The organism is Streptomyces sp. NBC_00620 (assembly GCF_026341825.1).
Lineage (GTDB): Bacteria > Actinomycetota > Actinomycetes > Streptomycetales > Streptomycetaceae > Streptomyces.
On sequence record NZ_JAPENY010000002.1, the window covers coordinates 1,172,100 to 1,195,163 of the forward strand.

The 23,064-nt window shown below is 69.9% G+C and carries 22 protein-coding genes; 16 read left to right on the plus strand and 6 right to left on the minus strand.

Annotated elements, in window-relative coordinates; all coding sequences use genetic code 11:
• Positions 1-8 precede the first annotated feature (8 nt).
• From OG246_RS24500 to OG246_RS24515, 4 genes are read right to left on the minus strand one after another with little or no spacing between them, the layout of a single operon-like run.
• Positions 9-632 carry a response regulator transcription factor gene (locus tag OG246_RS24500; protein ID WP_266467545.1) on the minus strand — a complete coding sequence of 208 codons (624 nt, stop codon included), beginning with the start codon at positions 630-632 and terminating at the stop codon, positions 9-11.
• Positions 629-1,915 carry a sensor histidine kinase gene (locus OG246_RS24505; protein ID WP_266467548.1) on the minus strand — a complete coding sequence of 429 codons (1,287 nt, stop codon included), beginning with the start codon at positions 1,913-1,915 and terminating at the stop codon, positions 629-631. The genes OG246_RS24500 and OG246_RS24505 overlap by 4 nt, the downstream gene beginning before the upstream one ends.
• Positions 1,912-2,757: an ABC transporter permease gene (locus tag OG246_RS24510; protein WP_266467551.1), complete on the minus strand. Its 846-nt coding sequence runs from the start codon at positions 2,755-2,757 to the stop codon at positions 1,912-1,914. Before OG246_RS24510 ends, OG246_RS24505 begins: the two co-directional genes overlap by 4 nt.
• A complete protein-coding gene (locus tag OG246_RS24515) occupies positions 2,754-3,620 on the minus strand; it encodes an ABC transporter ATP-binding protein (RefSeq protein ID WP_266467554.1) in 867 nt (288 codons plus the stop codon). The genes OG246_RS24510 and OG246_RS24515 overlap by 4 nt, the downstream gene beginning before the upstream one ends.
• A 139-nt stretch (positions 3,621-3,759) precedes the next feature.
• Here OG246_RS24515 and OG246_RS24520 point away from each other — a divergent pair, with 139 nt between their 5' ends.
• The 3 genes from OG246_RS24520 to rpsD all read left to right on the plus strand — a co-directional run bounded on the left by OG246_RS24520 (position 3,760) and on the right by rpsD (position 6,729).
• Positions 3,760-4,401, plus strand: a complete 642-nt coding sequence (locus tag OG246_RS24520; protein WP_266467558.1) for a vitamin K epoxide reductase family protein — start codon at positions 3,760-3,762, stop codon at positions 4,399-4,401.
• A gap of 44 nt (positions 4,402-4,445) precedes the next feature.
• A complete protein-coding gene (locus tag OG246_RS24525) occupies positions 4,446-5,801 on the plus strand; it encodes a replication-associated recombination protein A (RefSeq protein WP_266467561.1) in 1,356 nt (451 codons plus the stop codon).
• Positions 5,802-6,114: 313 nt separating this feature from the next.
• Positions 6,115-6,729, plus strand: coding sequence for a 30S ribosomal protein S4 (gene rpsD / locus OG246_RS24530; protein WP_043683972.1), 615 nt, complete (start codon positions 6,115-6,117; stop codon positions 6,727-6,729).
• A 33-nt stretch (positions 6,730-6,762) separates the two neighbouring features.
• On the opposite strand, the gene OG246_RS24535 is transcribed toward rpsD, so the two are convergent.
• A complete protein-coding gene (locus OG246_RS24535) occupies positions 6,763-8,922 on the minus strand; it encodes an AAA family ATPase (RefSeq protein WP_266467572.1) in 2,160 nt (719 codons plus the stop codon).
• Positions 8,923-9,083: 161 nt separating this feature from the next.
• Here OG246_RS24535 and OG246_RS24540 point away from each other — a divergent pair, with 161 nt between their 5' ends.
• From OG246_RS24540 to nusB, 13 genes are all read left to right on the plus strand, one after another.
• Positions 9,084-9,527, plus strand: a complete 444-nt coding sequence (locus OG246_RS24540; protein WP_266467576.1) for a DUF948 domain-containing protein — start codon at positions 9,084-9,086, stop codon at positions 9,525-9,527.
• 7 nt (positions 9,528-9,534) lie between these two features.
• Positions 9,535-9,873 carry a DUF6167 family protein gene (locus OG246_RS24545; RefSeq protein WP_266467579.1) on the plus strand — a complete coding sequence of 113 codons (339 nt, stop codon included), beginning with the start codon at positions 9,535-9,537 and terminating at the stop codon, positions 9,871-9,873.
• Positions 9,873-12,545 (plus strand): alanine--tRNA ligase, encoded by a 2,673-nt coding sequence (alaS, locus tag OG246_RS24550; protein WP_266467582.1) that lies wholly within the window; start codon positions 9,873-9,875, stop codon positions 12,543-12,545. Before OG246_RS24545 ends, alaS begins: the two co-directional genes overlap by 1 nt.
• An 11-nt stretch (positions 12,546-12,556) precedes the next feature.
• Positions 12,557-13,021 carry a Holliday junction resolvase RuvX gene (ruvX, locus tag OG246_RS24555; protein ID WP_266467585.1) on the plus strand — a complete coding sequence of 155 codons (465 nt, stop codon included), beginning with the start codon at positions 12,557-12,559 and terminating at the stop codon, positions 13,019-13,021.
• 125 nt (positions 13,022-13,146) lie between these two features.
• On the plus strand, positions 13,147-15,009 hold the full coding sequence (gene mltG, locus OG246_RS24560) for an endolytic transglycosylase MltG (RefSeq protein WP_266467588.1): 1,863 nt from the start codon (positions 13,147-13,149) through the stop codon (positions 15,007-15,009).
• Positions 15,006-15,842, plus strand: coding sequence for a shikimate dehydrogenase (locus OG246_RS24565; protein ID WP_266467593.1), 837 nt, complete (start codon positions 15,006-15,008; stop codon positions 15,840-15,842). The genes mltG and OG246_RS24565 overlap by 4 nt, the downstream gene beginning before the upstream one ends.
• 175 nt (positions 15,843-16,017) lie before the next feature.
• Positions 16,018-17,202: a chorismate synthase gene (gene aroC / locus OG246_RS24570; protein ID WP_266467596.1), complete on the plus strand. Its 1,185-nt coding sequence runs from the start codon at positions 16,018-16,020 to the stop codon at positions 17,200-17,202.
• A gap of 29 nt (positions 17,203-17,231) precedes the next feature.
• The gene (locus OG246_RS24575; RefSeq protein ID WP_266470890.1) at positions 17,232-17,714 is read left to right on the plus strand and encodes a shikimate kinase; all 483 of its coding nucleotides are present in this window, start codon (positions 17,232-17,234) and stop codon (positions 17,712-17,714) included.
• The gene (aroB, locus tag OG246_RS24580; protein ID WP_266467600.1) at positions 17,711-18,802 is read left to right on the plus strand and encodes a 3-dehydroquinate synthase; all 1,092 of its coding nucleotides are present in this window, start codon (positions 17,711-17,713) and stop codon (positions 18,800-18,802) included. The genes OG246_RS24575 and aroB overlap by 4 nt, the downstream gene beginning before the upstream one ends.
• Positions 18,803-19,055: 253 nt before the next feature.
• Positions 19,056-19,922 carry a Pro-rich N-terminal domain-containing protein gene (locus OG246_RS24585; protein ID WP_266467603.1) on the plus strand — a complete coding sequence of 289 codons (867 nt, stop codon included), beginning with the start codon at positions 19,056-19,058 and terminating at the stop codon, positions 19,920-19,922.
• A 72-nt stretch (positions 19,923-19,994) separates the two neighbouring features.
• On the plus strand, positions 19,995-21,101 hold the full coding sequence (locus tag OG246_RS24590; RefSeq protein WP_266467605.1) for an aminopeptidase P family protein: 1,107 nt from the start codon (positions 19,995-19,997) through the stop codon (positions 21,099-21,101).
• 59 nt (positions 21,102-21,160) lie between these two features.
• Positions 21,161-21,727 (plus strand): elongation factor P, encoded by a 567-nt coding sequence (gene efp, locus OG246_RS24595; RefSeq protein WP_266467608.1) that lies wholly within the window; start codon positions 21,161-21,163, stop codon positions 21,725-21,727.
• 2 nt (positions 21,728-21,729) lie between these two features.
• Positions 21,730-22,164 carry a transcription antitermination factor NusB gene (nusB, locus tag OG246_RS24600; protein WP_266467610.1) on the plus strand — a complete coding sequence of 145 codons (435 nt, stop codon included), beginning with the start codon at positions 21,730-21,732 and terminating at the stop codon, positions 22,162-22,164.
• A 195-nt stretch (positions 22,165-22,359) separates the two neighbouring features.
• Here the strand turns inward: nusB and bldD are convergent, their stop codons facing one another.
• Complete coding sequence (bldD, locus tag OG246_RS24605) at positions 22,360-22,860, minus strand: transcriptional regulator BldD (RefSeq protein WP_067366005.1); 501 nt, start codon at positions 22,858-22,860, stop codon at positions 22,360-22,362.
• Positions 22,861-23,064: the final 204 nt, after the last annotated feature.

Below are 23,064 nucleotides of genomic sequence, written 5' to 3' on the forward strand. Positions count from 1 at the left end.
CGAAAACCTCACTCCAGCAACCCGAACCGCATCGCACTCGTCACCGCCGCCGTCCGGTCATCCACCCCCAACTTCCCGAAGACCCGCAGCAGATGGGTCTTCACGGTGGACTCCCCGATGAACAACCGCCGCCCGATCTCCGCGTTGGTGCACCCTTCGGCGACCAGCCGAAGGACAGCCGCCTCGCGCTCGGACAGCCGAGGCCGCTCCGGCTTTGTACGGAGCTGGTCGACGAGCCGCGCGGCCACGGACGGCGCGAGCACCGTCTCCCCACGAGCCGCCGCCCGAACCGCGTCCGCGAGCTCACCGCGCGGCAGATCCTTGAGCAGATACCCCGCAGCCCCGGCCTCCACGGCCCGCAGGATGTCCCGGTCCGTCTCGTACGTCGTCAGCACGACGACCCGGCACGGCAATCCGGCCGCGGTCATCCGGACGATCGAGTCGACACCCCCGCCACCCGGCATACGCAGGTCCATGAGCACGATGTCGGGCCGGAGTTCGGCGGCCAGCGCCTCCGCCTGAGGCCCGCTGGACGCGTCGGCGATCACCTCGAGGTCGGGCTCGGCGCTGAGCATCGCGCGCAGCCCTTCGCGTACGACGGGATGGTCGTCGGCGAGGACGATCCGGATCACGAGCCACTCCTTGGGACGGGCAGGCGGACGGTGACGGTGGTACCGGCGCCGGGCGAACTGCGCACCTGCGCCGTGCCGTCCACCTCGGCGGCCCGGGAGCGCAGGCCCGCCAGACCGTAGCCGCCGACCGGCGCGGCGGGGTCGAAACCGGGGCCGTCGTCGCGCACGGACACGGTGAGGGCCCCGGCGGCGTACGCCAGGGCGATGCTGACGGCAGCCGAACCGCCCGCGTGCTTACGGGCGTTGGTCAGCGCCTCCTGGCAGGAGCGCAGGACGACCACCTCGGCCGCGGCGGGGACCGCGCGCACGGGACCGGTCACCTCGACGGTCGCGTCCTGGCGGGCGGCGAGGCGGCGCAGCGCGTCGGGCAGCGAGGCGCCGTCGAGGTCGGCCGGTGTGCCTCCGGCGACCAGGGCCCGCGCCTCGGCGAGGTTCTGCCGGGCGGTCTCGGCCATCAGGGCCAAGTGGCGGCGGGCCTGCGGCAGATCGCGGTCGAGCTCTGCCTCGACGGCCTGGACGAGCATCAGCAGGCTGGTGAAGCCCTGCGCGAGGGTGTCGTGGATCTCCCGGGAGAACCGCTCGCGCTCCGCGAGCGCGCCGTGCGCGGCGGAGAGCCGGGAGATCTCATGACGGCCGGCGTCCAACTCGGCGATCAGCGAGGCCCGTTCGCGGCTCTGGTCGATGATGCGGATGATCCAGCTGCCCAGGGTCGCCGAGAAGACGAGGGTGACCACGGCGAAGACGGAGTTGAAGAAGACGGCATGGTCGCTGGGCCACCACAGCAGTGCCCAGCCCACTACCGGCGCGATGTTGATGACCGTCACGGCGGTGAGGGCCCAGCGCAGGCGCAGCGCCATGAAGCACTGGGGCACCAGCGCGAACGTCATCAGGCGGGTCTCGCCGACCAGTACGCCGGGCGGGAGGAGGAGCACGATCGCGCCCGCGATGTAGCCGAGGGCGTGCCTCTCGTCCGGGAGCTCGGAAGTGAGGATGGGGCGCCCGACCGCCACGTACCAGGGAACCAGCAGCAGAAGCAGCCCCGCGGCGGCGACGCGGACGTGCCACCCCGGATAGTTCGTGCCGAGCACGAACACCAGGGTGGCCACCCACACGATCGCGAAGTACGTGTCCCACAGCAGGAACGAGCGGTCCCAGGTGTCCGACTCCCGCGGCCCGCTCGACTCCCGCTGCCCGTTCGTTTCCCGCGGCACCGCCGGTTCCAGCGGCTCGTCCGGCACCGACCCCGGAGCGTCGAGAGGCCTGCCCGGGACACCGGTACTCATCCGTCGCGCCGGTTCTTCCACCGGAAGGTCAGCAGACACAGCAGCAATCCTCCGACGCACCACGCCCCGAGCACCAGGGCGATCCGCCCGAACTCCCAACTGCCCGCCTGTTCGAGGACGCTCGCCGACTCCGGCAGGAACACACCGCGCAGCCCCTGGCACATCCACTTCAGCGGGAACAGCGCGCCGATGTTCAGCATCCAGTCCGGGATCGTGTCGATCGCGATGTACACCCCGGAGATGAACTGCAGTACCAGGAAGGGCAGTACGACCACGGAGGTGGCGCTCCTGCCGGACTTCGGGACCGAGCTGATCGCGATGCCGAGCAGGGCGCACGCCGTGAGCCCCAGAACGAAGACCCAGGCGAAGTCGAACCACTTGCCGATGTCGGAGGGCAGATCGACGTCGTACAGCGTGGTGCCGACCAGGAGCAGCACCGCCGTCTCCAGCACGCCGGTCACGAGAACCAGCCAGATCTTGCCGAGGAAGTACGCGGCCGGTGGCATCGGCGTGCCGCGCAGCCGCCGCAGCACCTTCTCGTCCCGTTCGATCGCGATCGAGATGCCGAGGGACTGGAAGCTGGTGGACATGATCCCCGCGGCCATCATCGCGGGGACGTACAGCTGCGAGGCGGTGATGCCCGCGCCCGCCACGTCGTCGCTGAAGATCGACGCGAACAGGAAGAGGAAGACGACCGGGAAGGCGAAGGTGAACACCACCTGCTCGCGCTGGCGGAAGAACTGCTTGAGTTCCAGGGCGCCTTGGTGGAGCCCGAGCCCCCAGGCCCCGGGAAGCCGCCCGGCAACGGCCTCTCCACGTGTGCGTACGGCGGTCGTGGTCATCGTCCGTCCTCCTGTCCGGTCAGTCGCAGATAGACGTCCTCCAAGGTGGGACGGAGCACGCGAAGCCCCGGAATCTCGCCGTCGAAGCGGCGGGTCAGCTCCGCGACCGTACGGGTCGGTGTGTCTGTGTGCTCGGTGCGCGGCGTGCCGTCGGACTCCGCCCACTCCACGGTGGCCCCGGTGCCGTAGCGCTCCCGCAGCGCGGCGGGCTCGCCCTCGGCGACGACCTGACCCTTCGCGATGACCGCGAGCCGGTGCGCGAGCGCCTCCGCCTCCTCCAGGTAGTGCGTGGTCAGCAGGATCGTCGTGCCCTCGTCGGCCAGTTTCCGGATCAGCTCCCAGAACTGCCGCCGGGCCGCCGGGTCGAAGCCGGTGGTCGGCTCGTCCAGGAGCAGCAGGTCGGGGTCCCCGATCACGCCGAGCGCCACGTCGAGCCGCCTGCGCTGGCCGCCCGAGAGCGCCTTGATGCGGCTGCCGGCCTTCTCCTCCAGACCGACCAGACCGATGACTTCCCCGGGATCGCGGGGCTTGGGGTAATAGCGGGCGAAATGCCGCACGGTCTCGCGCACCGTCAACTCGGCGGGCGCGGATTCGTCCTGCCACACGATGCCGACGCGCGAGCGCCACGCGCGCGTGGCCTTCGCCGGGTCGGTGCCGAGTACGGAGACCTCGCCCGCGTCCCGGCCGCGGTTGCCCTGGAGGATCTCCACGGTCGTGCTCTTGCCAGCCCCGTTGGGTCCCAGCAGGCCGAACACCTCGCCCTGCCGGATGCCGAGATCGATGCCGTCGACGGCGGTCACGTCGCCGTACCGCTTGCGCAGGCCCCGTACGTCCACCGCGAGTTGGTCCGTGTGAGTCGTCATGCCGACGAGCCTCTCGCCGAACCGGACCCTCCGGGACGACCGTGCGTACTTCCTTATGTCCATCGAACGGTGGACACGCGGGCGCGTGCGGCACAATGTCCGTGCCCGCAGGCCCCTTCGAAGCTACGGAAACGGCGTGATGAGCAAGACGACAGTCAAGGACGTCTCCTCCGACCGGGAAGACCGCACCGCCGCCGCTCCGCGGACGGTCGGCGGCAGTCGTGCGCTCGCCCTGCTGCTGGTGATCACCGGTGCGGCCGGCCTTCTTGCCGCGTGGGTCATCACGATCGACAAGTTCAAGCTGCTCGAGAACCCGAACTTCGTGCCCGGGTGCAGCCTGAACCCGGTCGTCTCCTGCGGCAACATCATGAAGAGCGACCAGGCCTCGGCCTTCGGGTTCCCCAACCCGATGCTCGGTCTCGCGACGTACGCCATCGTGATCGGCGTCGGCATGAGCCTGCTCGCCCGCGCGACCTTCCCGCGCTGGTACTGGCTGACCTTCAACTTCGGCACGCTCTTCGGCGTCGGATTCTGCACCTGGCTGCAGTTCCAGTCGCTGTACCGCATCAACTCGCTCTGCCTGTGGTGCTGCCTGGCATGGGTCGCGACGATCATCATGTTCTGGTACGTGACCTCGTCCAACATCCGCAACGGATTCCTGCCGGCGCCGAGCTGGCTGAAGAGCTTCTTCGGCGAGTTCACCTGGGTCCTGCCGGTGCTGCACATCGGGATCATCGGGATGCTGATCCTGACGCGCTGGTGGGACTTCTGGATGAGCTGACAGCGCCGAGGGGAATGTCAGTGGCGTGACATAGGGTTTTGCACGTGGAGCCCGACCTATTCACCGCCGCGGCGGAAGAGCGCCAGGAGAGGGACCCGTCCAGCAGTCCGCTGGCGGTCCGGATGCGCCCGCGCGTCCTCGACGAGGTCGTGGGCCAGCAGCATCTGCTGAAGCCGGGCTCACCCCTGCGCAGACTGGTCGAAGAGAGCGGCAAAGGCCCGGCCGGGCCCTCGTCAGTGATCCTCTGGGGCCCTCCTGGCACCGGCAAGACGACCCTGGCCTATGTGGTCTCCAAGGCCACGAACAAGCGCTTCGTCGAACTCTCCGCGATCACCGCGGGCGTCAAGGAAGTGCGCGCCGTCATCGAAAGCGCGCGCCGCGCCACCGGCGGCTTCGGCAAGGAGACCGTCCTCTTCCTCGACGAGATCCACCGCTTCAGCAAGGCCCAGCAGGACTCCCTCCTCCCGGCCGTCGAGAACCGCTGGGTGACGCTGATCGCCGCGACCACCGAGAACCCTTACTTCTCGATCATCTCGCCCTTGCTCTCCCGCTCCCTCCTCCTCACCCTCGAACCGCTCAGCGACGACGACCTGCGCGGCCTCCTCAAGCGCGCGCTCTCCGACGAACGCGGCCTCAAAGACGCCGTCACCCTCCCCGAGGACGCCGCGGAACACCTGCTGCGGATCGCCGGCGGTGACGCCCGCCGCGCGCTCACCGCCCTGGAAGCCGCCGCCGGGGCCGCGCTCGACAAGGGCGAGCCGGAGATCACCCTCCAGACCCTGGAGGAGACGGTCGACCGGGCCGCCGTGAAGTACGACCGCGACGGCGACCAGCACTACGACGTGGCGAGCGCGCTCATCAAGTCCATCCGCGGCTCGGATGTGGACGCCGCCCTGCACTACCTGGCCCGGATGATCGAGGCCGGTGAGGACCCCCGCTTCATCGCCCGCCGCCTGATGATCTCCGCCAGCGAGGACATCGGCCTGGCCGATCCGAACGCACTGCCCATAGCCGTCGCGGCCGCCCAGGCCGTCGCCATGATCGGCTTCCCCGAGGCCGCCCTCACCCTCAGCCACGCCACCATCGCCCTCGCCCTGGCCCCGAAGTCCAACGCCGCGACCATGGCGATCGGCGCCGCCATGGAGGACGTACGCAAGGGGCACGCGGGCCCCGTACCGATGCATCTGCGCGACGGGCACTACAAGGGCGCCGCCAAGCTCGGGCACGCGCAGGGGTACGTGTACCCGCACGACCTGCCCGAGGGCATCGCTTCCCAGCAGTACGCCCCGGAGGAGCTCAAGGACCGGGAGTACTACACGCCGACCCGCCACGGCGCCGAGGCGCGCTACGCGGACGCGGTGGAATGGACCAGGAAGCACCTGGGTCGAGGGCGGGCCTGAGCACCCTGTAGAATTCTCGAAGCGCTGCGTCCCGTGTCCGGCTCCGGTCGGCACCACCAGAACGGGACATCCAGCCGGAGCCCCCGCCTCCACGGGGGGATTCCAGGAGCGTCGCGCACCGTCGAAGGTGTCGCGGGCAGCCCACCACCCTCCCGTTATCGGGAAACGGTCGGTGGGCCACTCGCGTGCTGCACGTATGTGCCCAGTCCAGGGAGCGGCTGCCCAGCAGGTCCACACGGGCCCGCAGGGTTTCCCAGACTGCGGATGCGACCTCCCTTAACTCTGGTGAGCCGAAACCCAGGAAAGAGAAGAAGTGGCGAATCAGTCCCGCCCCAAGGTCAAGAAGTCGCGTGCCCTCGGCATCGCGCTGACCCCGAAGGCCGTCAAGTACTTCGAGGCCCGCCCCTACCCGCCGGGCGAGCACGGCCGTGGCCGTAAGCAGAACTCGGACTACAAGGTCCGTCTGCTCGAGAAGCAGCGTCTGCGCGCGCAGTACGACGTGTCCGAGCGCCAGCTCGTCCGCGCCTACGAGCGTGCCTCCAAGGTCCAGGGCAAGACCGGTGAGGCCCTGATCATCGAGCTCGAGCGCCGTCTCGACGCGCTGGTCCTGCGTTCGGGCATCGCCCGCACGATCTACCAGGCCCGCCAGATGGTCGTCCACGGCCACATCGAGGTCAACGGTGGCAAGGTCGACAAGCCGTCGTTCCGCGTCAAGCCCGACGACGTCGTCATGGTCCGCGAGCGCAGCCGCAGCAAGACGCTGTTCGAGGTCTCCCGCGCCGGTGGGTTCGCCCCCGACGGCGAGACCCCGCGCTACCTCCAGGTGAACCTCGGCGCCCTGGCGTTCCGCCTGGACCGCGAGCCGAACCGCAAGGAGATCCCGGTGATCTGCGACGAGCAGCTCGTCGTCGAGTACTACGCCCGCTGATCTTTCTCCAGCGGACGTAGCACCACCTGCGCGTCAGCCCGTCGTCTCCCCGCCCTTCGAGGTGGGCGAGACGGCGGGCTTCCGCATGTTCGGGGGCAGCCCGCGCGGCGCCGGCACCGCACCGAGCGGCCGGGCCCCGGCCCGCCCCAGTGCCCGCGCCACCGTCGCCTCCTGCCCGAGGCCCGCCCCTTCCCGTACGCACTCCTCGTACCGCTCGTCACCCAGCTGCTCCCGGGCACTCGCCTCGCACCGCTCGTGCGGGGCGTTGTAGTACGCCGAGCCGAACAGCGGCAGACCCACCGACGGCCACATCCGGGACGCCGCCCCCTGCAGCAGCGCGGCCTCCGCCGGATCGCCCTCCTTCGCGGTGATGAGCGCGAGCAGCTCGATCGCGAGGACCGTGCCGAGCAGATCGTTGAAGGCATGGCCGATGCCGATGCCCTCCTCCAGGAGATGCCGGGCCCGCGCCTGGTCGCCCCCGGCCTGGGCCCCGTACGCCAGGACGTACAAGGCGTACGCCAGTGCCCAGCGCTCCCCGTGGTCCTCACACACCCGGCGGACGTCCTCGCACAGCTTCACCGCACCCGGCAGATCCCCCTGGAACGCCAGGGCCATCGCCAGCTCGACCTGGCCCATCAGCACATTGCTGTTGAGCTCGCCGATCCGGTGGTAGCGGTCCAGTGCCGAGCGCAGCAGGGTTTCGGCGCGCGGCATGTCGTCCGTGACCAGGGCAAGGCAGCCGGTGCGGTGCTCGGCGTACGCCACTGCCGTGGGGTTGCCGGTACGGTCCGCCTCCTCGCGGCACTCCTGGAGCGCGGTCAGGGCGGGCACCATGTCGCCCTGCAGAACTGCCACATAGCCCAGCACCCACAGCGCCTTGAGCCGCGACTGATCACGGTCGCTGTCGAGTTCGACGCCGCGCTCCAGCCAGTGCCGCCCCTCCGAGAGCCGGCCGCAGCCGACCCAGTAGAACCAGAGGGTGCCCGCGAGGTACTGGCCCAGATGCGCCTCACCCGGCTCGGTCAGGCAGTGCTCGAGTGCGCCGCGCAGATTCGGCAGCTCCGTCTCGACGCGTGCGGCGACCTCGCCCTGCCGCGGCGAGAACCAGTCCAGCTCGCACCAGGTGGCCAGGCCCATGTACCAGTCGCGGTGGCGACGCCGCAGCCGTGGCGCATCGCCCGTGGCCTCCAGCCAGTCGGCGCCGTACGCCCGGACCGTGTCCAGCATCCGGTAGCGCACGCCCGCCGCCGTCTCCTCGCGGGACAGCACGGACTGGGCGAGCAGCTCGCCCAGCACGTCGAGTACGTCGTCGGTGTGCAGCCCTTCGCCGCTGCACACGTACTCGACGGCTTCCAGGTCGAACTGCCCCGCGAAGACCGACAGGCGTGACCACAGCAGCCGTTCCTCGCGTGTGCACAGTTCATGGCTCCAGCCGATCGCCGTACGCAGGGTCTGATGCCGTGGCAGCGCGTCGCGCCCGCCGCCCGTCAGCAACCGGAAGCGGTCCTCCAGGCGGGACAGCAACTGCGCGGGGGAGAGGGCGCTCAGCCGCCCCGCCGCCAGCTCGACGGCGAGCGGGATCCCGTCGAGGCGCCGGCACAGCTCCCGTACGTCGGACCGGTTGCCGTCGTCCAGCGCGAACCCGGGTACCCGCGCCGCCGCCCGGTTCTCGAACAGCTCCGCCGCCTCCGGCTCGGCCAGCGGCGCCAGCGGGAACAGCAACTCGCCCTCGACGTCCAGCGGCCTGCGCCCCACGGCCAGTACCCGCAGCCCCGGCGCACACCTCAGCAGCTCGGCCACCAGCGAGGCGCACACGTCCACCAGGTGCTCGAACCCGTCGAGGACCAGCAGGAGTTGGCGCTCGGCGAGATGGTCGGCAAGGACCTGGCGTGGCGGTTTCGACGTGTGATCCGTCAGGCTGAGGGCCTCGACCACCGCGTGCTCGACGAGTTCCGGCTCACGCACCGCGGAGAGTTCCACGCGCCAAGCCCCGTCGCGTACGTCGGCGCGTGCCGCGGCACGCGCCGCGAACCGTGACTTGCCGACGCCTCCCATGCCCGTCACGGTCACCAGGCGGGCCGTCTCCAGGGCCTCTGCGAGCCGCGCCAGTTCGGTCGAGCGGCCCACGAACGCGTTGAGTTCCAGGGGCAGATTGCCGAGCGGTGAACGGTCGGAGCGCTGAGAGCCTCGCATGGAACACGGAGCGTACTGACCCGTAAGCGGTCCGTACAATCGCTTCGCGCAACTCTGGCGCCGGGCGGCGGTAATGCGGTACGGACCGGCGGCCCCGGCGCGATAGGCTCGGGAAACTGAATTTTTGGTTTCCGATGTTCAATGCACGTATCAGGGAGCGGGTGCACACAGTGTCCGGTGGAGAGGTGGCCGGGATCCTGGTGGCCGTCTTCTGGGCGATCCTGGTCTCCTTTCTCGCCGTCGCGCTGGCGAGGCTGGCCCAGACGCTCAGGGCGACCACCAAGCTCGTGGCGGACGTGACCGACCAGGCCGTCCCGCTGCTGGCCGACGCCTCCTCGGCGGTGCGCTCCGCACAGACCCAGATCGACCGCGTCGACGCCATCGCCTCGGACGTCCAGGAGGTCACGTCGAACGCGTCGGCGCTGTCCACCACGGTCGCCTCCACCTTCGGCGGCCCCCTGGTCAAGGTCGCGGCGTTCGGCTACGGCGTGCGCCGGGCCATCGGAGGCCGCCGTGAGAACGAGCCCCCCAAGGCGTCCCGACGTACCGTGATCGTGGGCCGCACCGTCCCGTCCGCACGACGGGGAAAGCGGAAGAAGGACTGACGCAGCGATGTTCCGCCGTACGTTCTGGTTCACCGCGGGCGCAGCCGCCGGTGTGTGGGCCACCACCAAAGTCAATCGCAAGCTCAAGCAGCTGACCCCCGAAAGCCTCGCGGCGCAGGCCGCGAACAAGGCGATCGACGCGGGCCACCGGCTCAAGGACTTCGCGCTCGACGTCCGCGACGGAATGGTCCAGCGGGAGGCCGAACTCGACGAGGTGCTCGGCCTGAACGCACCCGTCGACCACGAACTCCCGGGCCAGCGACGCCACGCCGCGATCGAGAACCGCAACAACCCGAAGTACGTCGAGAGGTCGACGTACTCGTACAACCGGAATGAGGACCACTGATGGAGTCGGCCGAGATTCGCCGCCGCTGGTTGAGCTTCTACGAGGAGCGCGGTCACACCGTCGTCCCCTCGGCGTCGCTCATCGCGGACGACCCGACTCTGCTCCTGGTCCCCGCGGGCATGGTCCCCTTCAAGCCGTACTTCCTCGGTGAGGTCAAGCCGCCGTGGTCGCGCGCCACCAGCGTGCAGAAGTGCGTACGCACCCCGGACATCGAAGAGGTCGGCAAGACCACCCGGCACGGCACGTTCTTCCAGATGTGCGGCAACTTCTCCTTCGGCGACTACTTCAAGGAAGGCGCCATCACCTACGCCTGGGAGCTGCTCACCCTGCCCCAGGACAAGGGTGGTTACGGGCTCGACCCCGAGCGCCTGTGGATCACGGTCTACCTCGACGACGACGAGGCCGAGCAGATCTGGCGCGAGAAGATCGGCGTCCCCGCCGAGCGCATTCAGCGACTCGGCAAGAAGGACAACTACTGGTCCATGGGCGTACCCGGCCCCTGCGGCCCGTGTTCCGAGATCAACTACGACCGCGGTCCGGAGTTCGGCGTCGAGGGCGGCCCGGCCGTCAACGACGAGCGGTACGTGGAGATCTGGAACCTGGTCTTCATGCAGTACGAGCGCGGCGAGGGCACCTCGAAGGAGGACTTCGAGATCCTCGGCGACCTGCCGAGCAAGAACATCGACACCGGCCTCGGCCTCGAGCGACTCGCCATGATTCTGCAGGACGTGCAGAACCTGTACGAGATCGACACCTCCATGGCCGTCATCAGGAAGGCCACCGAGCTGACGGGCGTCGAGTACGGCGCCGGTCACGACTCCGACGTCTCCCTGCGCGTGGTCACCGACCACATGCGTACGTCCGTGATGCTCATCGGCGACGGTGTCTCGCCCGGCAACGAGGGGCGTGGCTATGTGCTGCGGCGCATCATGCGCCGCGCCATCCGCAACATGCGGCTGCTCGGAGCCAGTGGCCCGGTCGTGCAGGACCTCGTCGACGTCGTGATCGAGATGATGGGCCAGCAGTACCCGGAGCTGGTCTCCGACCGCAAGCGCATCGAGACCGTGGCCCTCGCCGAGGAGGCCGCCTTCGTCAAGACGCTGAGGGCCGGCACGAACATCCTCGACACCGCCGTCACCGAGACCAAGGCCGCCGGCGGCAAGGTGCTGCCCGGCGACAAGGCCTTCCTGCTCCACGACACCTGGGGCTTCCCGATCGACCTCACCCTCGAAATGGCCGCCGAACAGGGCCTTTCGGTGGACGAGGACGGCTTCCGCCGCCTGATGAAGGAGCAGCGGGACAAGGCCAAGGCCGACGCCCGGTCCAAGAAGACCGGCCATGCCGACCTCGGTGCCTACCGCCAGATCGCCGACGCTGCCGGTGAGACCGACTTCATCGGATACGACCGCACCGAGGGCGAGTCGACGATCGTCGGCATCCTGGTCGACGGTGCCTCGTCGCCCGCCGCCACCGAGGGCGACGAGGTCGAGATCGTCCTGGACCGCACGCCGTTCTACGCCGAGGGCGGCGGACAGATCGGCGACACCGGCCGCATCAGGCTCGACACCGGTGCCGTCATCGAGGTCCGCGACTGCCAGAAGCCGGTCCCGGGCGTGTACGTCCACAAGGGCGTCGTCCAGGTCGGCGAGGTCACGGTCGGCGCCAAGGCCCAGGCCTCCATCGACGCCCGCCGCCGCAAGGCCATCGCCCGCGCCCACTCGGCCACGCACCTCACGCACCAGGCCCTGCGTGACGCCCTCGGCCCGACGGCCGCCCAGGCCGGTTCCGAGAACCAGCCCGGCCGTTTCCGCTTCGACTTCGGCTCCCCGTCCGCCGTACCGCACACGGTGATGACCGATGTCGAGCAGCAGATCAACGAGGTGCTCGCCCGCGACCTGGACGTGCACGCCGAGGTCCTGAGCCTCGACGAGGCCAAGAAGCAGGGCGCCATCGCCGAGTTCGGCGAGAAGTACGGCGAGCGGGTCCGCGTCGTCACCATCGGCGACTTCTCCAAGGAGCTGTGCGGCGGCACGCACGTCCACAACACCGCCCAGCTCGGCCTGGTCAAGCTGCTCGGCGAGTCGTCCATCGGCTCCGGCGTGCGTCGCATCGAAGCCCTGGTCGGCGTGGACGCGTACAACTTCCTCGCCCGCGAGCACACGGTCGTCGCCCAGCTCCAGGAGCTGGTCAAGGGCCGTCCCGAGGAGCTTCCGGAGAAGATCTCCGCCATGCTCGGCAAGCTGAAGGACGCCGAGAAGGAGATCGAGAAGTTCCGCGCGGAGAAGGTCCTCCAGGCCGCCGGCGGTCTCGTCGACTCCGCCAAGGACGTACACGGTGTCGCCCTCGTCACCGGCCAGGTCCCGGACGGCACCTCCGCCGACGACCTGCGCAAGCTGGTCCTCGACGTGCGCGGCCGCATCCAGGGCGGACGGGCCGCCGTGGTCGCCCTCTTCACAACCGCCAACGGCAAGCCGCTCACGGTCATCGCCACCAACGAGGCCGCCCGCGAGCGCGGACTCAAGGCTGGCGATCTGGTCCGTACGGCCGCCAAGACCCTCGGCGGCGGCGGTGGCGGCAAGCCGGACGTCGCCCAGGGCGGCGGCCAGAACCCGGCCGCCATCGGTGAGGCCGTAGACGCGGTCGAGCGGCTCGTCGCCGAGACGGCCAAGTAGGGCCTGTGGACATGCGCAGAGGACGTCGTCTCGCGATCGACGTCGGGGACGCCCGTATCGGGGTCGCCTCGTGCGACCCCGACGGGATCCTCGCGACTCCGGTCGAGACGGTCCCGGGGCGCGATGTCCCCGCCGCACAGCGCCGGTTGAAGCAACTCGTCGAGGAGTACGAACCCATCGAGGTGATCGTCGGCCTCCCTCGCTCCCTCAAGGGGGGCGAGGGCCCGGCCGCGGTCAAGGTCCGCGCCTTCGCCCAGGACCTCGCCCAGGGGATCGCGCCCATCGAGGTGCGGCTGGTGGACGAGCGGATGACCACGGTGACGGCCAGTCAGGGCCTGCGCGCCTCGGGTGTGAAGTCCAAGAAGGGCCGGTCCGTCATCGATCAGGCGGCCGCTGTGATTATCCTTCAGCAGGCCCTGGAGTCCGAACGGGTGTCGGGTAAATCTCCGGGCGAGGGCGTCGAAGTGGTCATCTGATCGCGATACGGTAACGTTCCGCGCGATGCGGCGGTGTTCGAACAGCCGCCGCACAGCAGAAGAGGCGGAACGGAGGCGGTGCCACAAGCGCCGTGTGGCCGCCGCCTCGCGGCTCTAGGGGATCAATGACTGAGTATGGCCGGGGCCCAGGCTCCGAACCGTGGCATCCGGAGGACCCGTTGTTCGGGGACGACGGATGGGGAGGACAGGCCGACGACGGCCAGTCCCCCTACGGCGGCCAGCCGCAGCACTATCCGCAGCAGCCGCAACAACAGCAGCACCAGCAGTACGGCGACTGGGCCACCGGTCAGCAGGGTGCGTACGGTCAGGAGCAGCAGCAGTATCAAGGCCAGGGTCACCAGCAGTTCCCTGGCCAGAGCCAGCAGCCCTACGGCGACCAGGCGCAGCAGCAGTACAACGGTCAAGGTCAGCAGCAGTACGGCGGTCAGGGCCAGCAGCAGTACAACGCTCAAGGCCAGCAGCAGTACGGCGGCCAGGGCCAGCAGCACTACACCGGTCAAGGGCAGCAGCCCTACGTCGACCAGGGGCAGCAGTACGGCGGGCAGGGCCAGCAGCAGTACGACAACAGCGGCTGGGGCAACGGGGCGAACCAGCAGGTCCCCTATGCCGCCGACCCGGCCGACCCCTACGGGGGCCAGCCCGTCGCGTACGGCGGCGAGCAGCCCGACCAGTACGGGACCCCCGACGCCTATCCGCCCCCCGAGCCGCCGGCCCGCCGTCGTGCCGAGCCCGAGCCGAAGACCGACTGGGATCCCGGACCCGACCAGGGCGAGCACGCCTTCTTCGCCGGGGGCGGTGACGATGACGACGACTCGGACGACGACGATCCGAAGGGCCGCGGCGGACGCGGTGACAAGAAGGGGCGCGGCGGCAAGGGCGGCAAGAAACGCCGCAGCGGGTGTGCCTGTCTGGTGGTCGTGCTGGTCTTCGGAGGCGGACTCGGCGGAGTCGGCTATTTCGGGTACCAGTTCTATCAGAATCGTTTCGGCGCGGCGCCCGACTATGCCGGGGACGGCACCAGTACGACCGTGAACGTCACCATTCCCAAGGGCTCCGGCGGGTATGCGATCGGGCAGGCATTGAAGAATGCCGGTGTCGTCAAGAGCGTCGACGCTTTTGTCGCCGCGCAGTCGCAGAATCCCAAGGGGAATTCCATCCAGGCGGGTGTCTACACGCTCAAGAAGGAAATGTCCGGGGAAAGCGCTGTCGCAATGATGCTCAGCCCCAGCAGCCGCGACAACCTGATCATTGCCGAAGGCAAGCGCAACGCCGAGATCTACGCGATGATCGACAAACGCCTCGAAATCAAGTCGGGCACGACCGAGGGAGTCGCCGACAAGGAATGGGAGACCCTCGGTCTTCCGGACTGGGCGAACACGGACAAGGACATCAAGGACCCGCTGGAAGGATTCCTCTACCCCTCCAGCTACGCGGTCTCCAAGGGCATGAAGCCCAAGGACGTCCTGAAGCAGATGGTCGACCTCGCCAACGAGAAGTACACCGACTTCGGCCTCCAGTCGAAGGCCAAGGCGCTGGACCTGGAAAACCCGCTGCAGCTCCTCACGGTGGCGAGCCTCGTCCAGAAGGAAGGCAAGTACAAGCACGACTTCGAAAAGGTCGCGACGGTCGTCTACAACCGACTGAAGCCGAACAACACCGAGACCTACGGCCTGCTCGACTTCGACTCGACGGTCAATTACCTCAAGGGCGAATCCAAGTTGGCCACCGGTTCGGTCGACGAACTGCGGACGATCGACGACCCGTACAACACGTACAAGATCAAGGGCCTGCCTCCCGGGCCCATCAGTAATCCCGGCGCAGAGGCGATCGAGGCCGCACTCAAGCCCGCCAAGGGAAACTGGTACTACTTCGTGTCGGTCAGTGCGGACAAGACGCTCTTCGCCGAGACGAACGAAGAGCAGAACGCGAACCGTGAGAAGTATCTCGAGGAACTGAAGGATCAATGAGCGGTACCGACAGCCAGCGCCGAGCCGCCGTTCTCGGTTCCCCGATCGCCCACTCCCTCTCCCCGGTGCTGCACCGCGCCGCGTATGAGGAACTCGGCCTCGGCGACTGGTCGTACGACCGTTTCGACGTGGACGAAGAGGCGTTGCCCGGGTTCTTCGGGCAACTGGGACCGGAGTGGGCGGGGCTGTCGCTGACCATGCCGCTCAAGCGGGCCGTCATTCCGCTGCTCGACGAGGTCAGCGAGACGGCGGCCTCCGTCGAGGCGGTCAACACGGTCGTGTTCACCGCGGACGGTCGGCGCGTCGGCGACAACACCGACATCCCCGGGATGGTCGCCGCCCTGCGCGAACGGGGCATCGAGCAGGTCGACTCCGCCGCGATCCTCGGGGCCGGCGCCACGGCGTCGTCCGCGCTGGCCGCGCTCGCACGGATCTGCACCGGCGAGGTCGTCGCGTACGTCCGGAGCGCGGAGCGTGCCGCCGAGATGCGGGAGTGGGGCGAGCGGCTCGACGTGGAGGTGCGGATTCAGGACTGGGCGGAGGCCGCGCAGGCGCTGCACGCGCCGCTCGTGATCGCCACGACCCCGGCGGGCACGACGGACGCGCTGGCCACGGCCATTCCCGAGCGGCCCGCCACCCTGTTCGACGTGCTGTACGACCCGTGGCCGACCGAACTCGCGGCACGCTGGTCCGCCTACGCCGGGTCCGTGGTCAGCGGGCTCGACCTGCTGGTGCACCAGGCGGTGCTCCAGGTCGAGCAGATGACCGGCCGCACCCCCGCGCCGCTCGACGCCATGCGGAAGGCCGGCGAACACGCCCTCGCCGCCCACTGACGCGTCCTGACCCGCCGGAGTCCGTCCGCCTGATGGACCCGTGGCCGGTTCTCATACGTGGACGTGGGAGGATCGGAGGTGGCGGGCCAGGGCCGCGCACCCGGTCGCGCCGTCGCCGTACGCGAGGACGCGCGTACGCAGCAGCAGTACCAGGGCGCGAGCATGAGGAGCACCGTTGAGCAGGTTGCGCTGGCTGACCGCGGGGGAGTCCCACGGACCCGCACTTGTCGCGACGCTGGAGGGACTTCCCGCCGGCGTGCCGATCACCACGGACATGGTGGCGGACCACCTGGCCCGGCGGCGGCTCGGCTATGGACGCGGTGCCCGGATGAAATTCGAGCGCGACGAGGTCACCTTCCTGGGCGGCGTACGCCACGGGCTCACCCTCGGTTCACCGATTGCGATCATGGTCGGCAACACCGAGTGGCCCAAGTGGGAGCAGGTCATGGCCGCCGACCCGGTCGATCCCGCGATCCTCGCCGATGTGGCCCGCAACGCGCCGCTGACCCGGCCCCGGCCCGGTCACGCGGACCTCGCGGGCATGCAGAAGTACGGCTTCGACGAGGCCCGGCCGATCCTGGAGCGTGCCTCCGCCCGCGAAACCGCGGCGCGTGTGGCGCTGGGCGCGGTGGCCCGCTCCTACCTGAAGGAGACGGCCGGGATCGAGATCGTCTCGCACGTCGTCGAGCTGGCCGCGGCGAAGGCTCCGTACGGCCTCTACCCCAAGCCCTCGGACGTCGAGAAGCTCGACGCCGACCCGGTGCGCTGCCTGGACGCCGACGCGTCGAAGGCGATGGTCGCGGAGATCGACCAGGCTCACAAGGACGGTGACACGCTCGGTGGCGTGGTCGAGGTACTGGCGTACGGCGTGCCCGTGGGGCTTGGCTCGCACGTGCACTGGGACCGGCGCCTCGACGCCCGGCTGGCGGCCGCGCTCATGGGCATCCAGGCCATCAAGGGCGTCGAGGTCGGCGACGGCTTCGAGCTGGCCCGGGTGCCGGGCTCGCAGGCGCACGACGAGATCGTCCACACCGAGGACGGCATCCGGCGCACCTCCGGTCGCTCCGGCGGTACCGAGGGCGGTCTGACCACCGGTGAACTGCTGCGCGTACGCGCCGCGATGAAGCCCATCGCGACCGTGCCCCGCGCGCTGGCGACCATCGATGTGGCGACCGGCGAGGCCGCCAAGGCGCATCACCAGCGTTCCGACGTGTGCGCGGTCCCGGCGGCCGGGATCGTCGCCGAGGCGATGGTGGCGCTGGTCCTGGCGGACGCGGTGGCGGAGAAGTTCGCCGGCGACAGCGTCCCCGAGACCCGCCGCAATGTGCGGGGCTACCTCGAGAACCTGGTCGTGCGGTGACCCCTCCGCGGATCGTCCTCGTCGGCCCGATGGGTGTCGGCAAGTCCACGGTGGGCGCGCTGGTCGCCGAGCGGCTCGGCTGCGCCTACCGGGACACCGACGAGGACATCGTGGGCGCCGAGGGCCGCACCATCGCCGACATCTTCGTCGACGAGGGTGAGCCGGTCTTCCGCGCGATCGAGAAGCGGGCGGTGCACCGGGCGCTGGCCGAGCACGACGGTGTCCTGGCGCTCGGCGGTGGCGCGATCCTCGACGAGGAGACGCGCGCCCTGCTCGCCGGACACGAGGTCGTGTACCTCTCGATGGACGTCGAGGAGGCGGTCAAGCGCACCGGCCTGAACGCGGCGAGGCCGCTGCTGGCCGTCAACCCGCGCCGGCAGTGGCGCGACCTGATGGAAGCGCGCCGCCACCTCTACACCGAAGTCGCCCGGGCGGTCGTGGCCACCGACGACCGCACCCCCGAAGAGGTCGCCCAAGCGGTCCTCGACGCACTGGAGTTGAAGGAAGCATGAGCGAGGCAGTGACCCGTATCCAGGTCGGCGGCACCGCGGGCACCGACCCCTACGAGGTGCTGGTCGGCCGTCAACTCCTCGGTGAGCTCGGCGGGTTGATCGGTGACAAGGCGCAGCGCGTCGCGGTCATCCACCCCGAGGCGCTCGCCGACACCGGTGAGGCGCTCTGCGCCGACCTGGGCGGGCAGGGCTACGAGGCCGTCGCCATCCAGGTGCCGAACGCCGAGGAGGCCAAGACGGCCGAGGTCGCCGCGTACTGCTGGAAGGCGCTCGGCCAGTCCGGTTTCACCCGCAGCGACGTCATCGTGGGCGTCGGCGGCGGCGCCACCACCGACCTGGCCGGGTTCGTGGCGGCGACCTGGCTGCGCGGGGTGCGCTGGATCGTCGTCCCCACCACCGTCCTTGCGATGGTGGACGCGGCGGTCGGCGGCAAGACCGGCATCAACACCGCGGAGGGCAAGAACCTCGTCGGCTCCTTCCACCCGCCGGCCGGTGTGCTCTGCGACCTGGCCGCCCTCGACTCGCTGCCGGTCAACGACTTCGTGTCCGGGCTCGCGGAGATCATCAAGGCCGGTTTCATCGCCGACCCGGTGATCCTCGAACTCATCGAGGAGGACCCCGAGGCGGCCCGTACGCCCGCGGGACCGCACACCGCCGAGCTCATCGAGCGCTCCATCAAGGTCAAGGCCGAGGTCGTCTCCGGCGACCTCAAGGAGTCCGGGCTGCGGGAGATCCTCAACTACGGGCACACCCTCGCGCACGCGATCGAGAAGAACGAGCGCTACAAGTGGCGGCACGGCGCGGCCGTCGCCGTCGGCATGCACTTCGCCGCCGAACTCGGCCGTCTCGCGGGCCGGCTGGACGACGAGACCGCCGACCGTCACCGCACGATCCTGGAATCCGTCGGCCTCCCGCTGAGCTACCGCTACGACCAGTGGCCCAAGCTCCTGGAGAACATGAAGGTCGACAAGAAGTCCCGCGGCAACCTGCTGCGCTTCATCGTCCTCGACGGGCTCGCCAAGCCGACCGTCCTGGAGGGGCCCGACCCGGCCGTCCTCCTCGCCGCGTACGGCGAAGTCGGGGAGTAGACGCGGATCGGCTGCCCACGGCGACGTGACTTAAGAACGTAACGTCCAACGGGCCCGCACTTGGCCCGATTTGCCCCCGGCCGACGGGCACTTCACACCCTCCCCGGCCGTTCACACAACGGCGGCCGGGGAAGGTACCGTTCGGTTGGGGGCACCTCCCACGCCCATAAGGCTGTGGGAGAGAGCGGGACCGAGGCCCCGTTCGCGTCCCGGAGGCCAACGAGCCAAGAGACACGAGACGGAGTGGCACCGGATGCAGCACGCAGTGGGGGCTCCGCTGCCGCCGCCCCACCAGCCGGGGCAGGGACCGGGCGCCGGCTGGTCGCCGGCCGGACCGCAGCCCGGGCACCCGGGTCCCCTACCACCGCCCCCGCCCGCCCCCGGTTTCGCGGGACCCCCTCCGGGACACGCGACGCCCCACTCGCACGTACCGCAGCACGCGCACCCGCAGCACGCCCCCGTGCCGCCCACGCCGGACACCACCGGCCATGTGCAGCTGCCCCCGGGCGGACCCGTGGCCAGGCCGAGCGCGCCGCCCGCCGCGGGCCAGGCCGACCCCACGTCCACCACGCTCGCCGTGCTGCTCATCGGCCCCGCGGGCGCCGGGAAGACCAGCGTCGCCAAGTACTGGGCGGACCACCGCCGGGTACCCACCGCTCACATCAGCCTCGACGACGTACGCGAATGGGTGCGCTCGGGCTTCGCCGACCCGCAGTCGGGGTGGAACGACCATTCGGAGGCGCAGTACCGCCTGGCCCGCCGCACCTGCGGATTCGCCGCGCGGAACTTCCTGGCCAACGGCATCTCCTGCATCCTCGACGACGCCGTGTTCCCCGACCGGCCGGTCGTCGGCCTTGGCGGCTGGAAGCGGCACGTCGGGCCGGGGCTGCTGCCCGTCGTCCTGCTGCCCGGCCTGGAGATAGTCCTGGAGCGCAACGCCGAGCGCTCCGGAAACCGCCGCCTCACCGACGAGGAAGTCGCCCGTATCCACGGCCGGATGGCCGGCTGGTACGGCTCGGGGCTCCCCATCATCGACAACTCGCAGCTCGACGTACCGACCACGGCCCGCGTCCTGGACGACGTACTCGCGCGGTCGATCGCCAGCCCGCCCCAGTGGTAGTCCGGACCGGCCCGACGCCCGTCCAGCCCCGCTGAACCGGCGCCATCCGGCCACCGCTCGTACGCTCGATTCATGTCAGAGGTGTACGCGGCCCGCCGAGAGCGGCTCCGGGAGCGTTGTACGGCCGGCGGCAGCGCGACAGCGCTCGTCACCCGCCCCGCCAACGTGAGGTATCTCGCCGGCGCGGCCCCGCGCGGCGCCGTCCTCCTGCTCGGCAGGGGTGAGGATCTGCTGCTCTGCGGCGGCCCGCCGAGCGGCGAGGCCGATGAGGGGCGTCCGGACGAGGCGCTGCGGTTGCAGGCCCTGCCCGGCCCCGGCGGTGATCCGGCCGTCGCCGCGGCCGATGTGGCCTTCGCCCAGGGCGCCGAGTCCCTCGCGGTCGAGGAACACCACCTGACCGTGACCCGGCACCGTGCGATCCGTTCGGTGGCGCCGCGGCTGCGCCTCGCCGACCTGGGCGGTGCGGTGGAGCAGCTGCGGGTGATCAAGGACGAGGAGGAGATCTCCTGTCTGCGGATCGGCGCCGAGATCGCCGACCAGGCGCTGGGCGAACTCCTCGAATCGATCCTCGTCGGCCGTACCGAGCGCCATCTCGCGCTCGAGCTGGAGCGGCGCCTCGTCGACCACGGCGCGGACGGCCCGGCCTTCGCGACCTCGGTCGGCACCGGGCCGAACTCGGGACGCCGTGGCCACCGGCCCACCGACCGGCGGGTCGAAGAAGGAGATTTCCTTTCCGTCTGCCTCGGCGCGACCTACCGTGGCTACCGCTGTGAGATCGGCCGTACGTTCGTCATCGGGACCTCTCCGGCCGACTGGCAGATCGAGCTGTACGACCTCGTCTTCGCCGCCCAGCGCGCCGGACGGGAGGCGCTGGCACCCGGCGCCGCCTACCGTGACGTGGACCGCGCGGCCCGCCAGGTACTCGACTCCGCGGGGTACACGGAAGGCCTTCCTCCGCTGACCGGGCACGGCGTGGGGCTCGAAATCGACGAGGACCCGCAGCTGGCCCCCGCGGCCATGGGTAAACTGGACGCTTGCGTGCCGGTCACCGTCGAACCGGGGGTCCACCTCCCGGGCCGGGGCGGTGTCCGGATCGATGACACGCTCGTCGTACGCCCCGAGGCGGACGGCGGACCCGAGCTACTCACCATTACGACCAAGGAACTGCTCGCGCTCTAGCCTGTGAGCTGCGCGCGAGCCCCGGGGTCGTCCACGTCAGTCCAGGAGATTCCGCAACCGTGGCTTCCACGAACGACCTCAAGAACGGCCTGGTGCTCAAGCTCGACGGAGGCCAGCTCTGGTCCGTCGTCGAGTTCCAGCACGTCAAGCCCGGCAAGGGCCCGGCCTTCGTGCGCACCAAGCTGAAGAACGTGCTCTCCGGCAAGGTCGTCGACAAGACGTTCAACGCCGGCGTCAAGGTCGAGACGGCCACGATCGACAAGCGTGACATGCAGTTCTCGTACATGGACGGCGAGTACTTCGTCTTCATGGACATGGACACGTACGACCAGCTGATGGTCGACCGCAAGTCCGTCGGCGATGCCGCCAACTTCCTGATCGAGGGCTTCACCGCCACCGTCGCGCAGCACGAGGGCTCGGTGCTGTTCGTCGAGCTGCCGGCCGCCGTCGAGCTCGTGATCCAGGAGACCGAGCCCGGCGTCCAGGGCGACCGCTCCACCGGTGGCACCAAGCCCGCCATCCTGGAGACCGGCCACCAGATCAACGTCCCGCTCTTCATCACCACCGGTGAGAAGATCAAGGTCGACACCCGCACGAGCGACTACCTCGGCCGGGTGAACAGCTAACCGTGGCTGCCCGCAACACGGCCCGCAAGCGCGCCTTCCAGATCCTCTTCGAGGGCGACCAGCGCGATGTGGACGTCCTGACGGTCCTCGCGGACTGGATCCGGCATTCCCGGACCGACACCCGGCAGCCGCCGGTGAGCGAATACACGATGCAGTTGGTCGAGGGGTACGCCACCAAGGTGCGCCGGATCGACGACCTGATCGCGCAGTACGCCGTCGGCTGGACGCTGGACAGGATGCCGGTCGTGGACCGCAACATCCTGCGCCTCGGTGCCTACGAGCTGATCTGGGTCGATGAGACCCCGGACGCCGTGGTGCTCGACGAGGCGGTGCAGTTGGCGAAGGAGTTCTCCACGGACGACTCGCCCGCGTTCGTGAACGGCCTCCTCGGCCGGTTCAAGGACCTGAAGCCGTCGCTCCGCCGGGACGAGTCCTAGGACGAGCCCCCGGACGTACACAACGGCGACCGAAAGCCACGAAAACGCCGGAGGGCCCGCAGCATGCCTGCTGCGGGCCCTCCGGCGTTCCGGTACCCGGGAGGCCCCGGAGGGCCGCAGAAAGCCGCCGGGGTGGCCGGAACGATGTGTTCCGGCCACCCCGGCGGCACGTTTCTGCTGAAGTGCTGGTTGGGATCAGCCCTCGTCGTGGGAGACCGCACGGCGCGCGTCGGCGTCCAGGACGCCCCAGCTGATCAGCTGCTCGGTGAGGACCGAGGGCGACTGGTCGTAGATGACGGCGAGGGTGCGCAGGTCGTCCTGGCGGATCGACAGCACCTTGCCGTTGTAGTCACCGCGCTGCGACTGGATCGTCGCCGCGTAGCGCTGCAGGGGGCCCGCCTTCTCGGCCGGCACGTGGGCCAGCCGCTCAAGGTCCAGGACCAGCTTCGGCGGCGGCTCGGCGGCCCCGCCCGGAGTGGTGCCCGGCAGCAGCTCCTGCACCGGAACCCCGTAGAAGTCCGCGAGCTCGGCAAGGCGCTGCACGGTGACGGCGCGGTCGCCGCGCTCGTACGAACCGACCACGACCGCCTTCCAGCGTCCCTGGGACTTCTCCTCGACGCCGTGGAGGGAAAGGCCCTGCTGGGTGCGGATGGCCCGGAGCTTGGCCCCGAGCTGTTTGGCGTATTCGCTGGACATATAGCTCCCCGGACGCTGTATCAACGTGCGGCTCGGCCGCGCGGCTGGTGACTCTGGTGACTCACTGTGAGGTTACGCAGCGTTACTCTCCCCCGTCAAGCCGAATGGTCCGGACCGACCCTTTGGTGGGAGTCGCCGGCGGTGGCTTGAAGGGGGGTGATCAGGCGCGTTGCCGGGCTGGTAGCGTGGATGGCGCAATTCCGA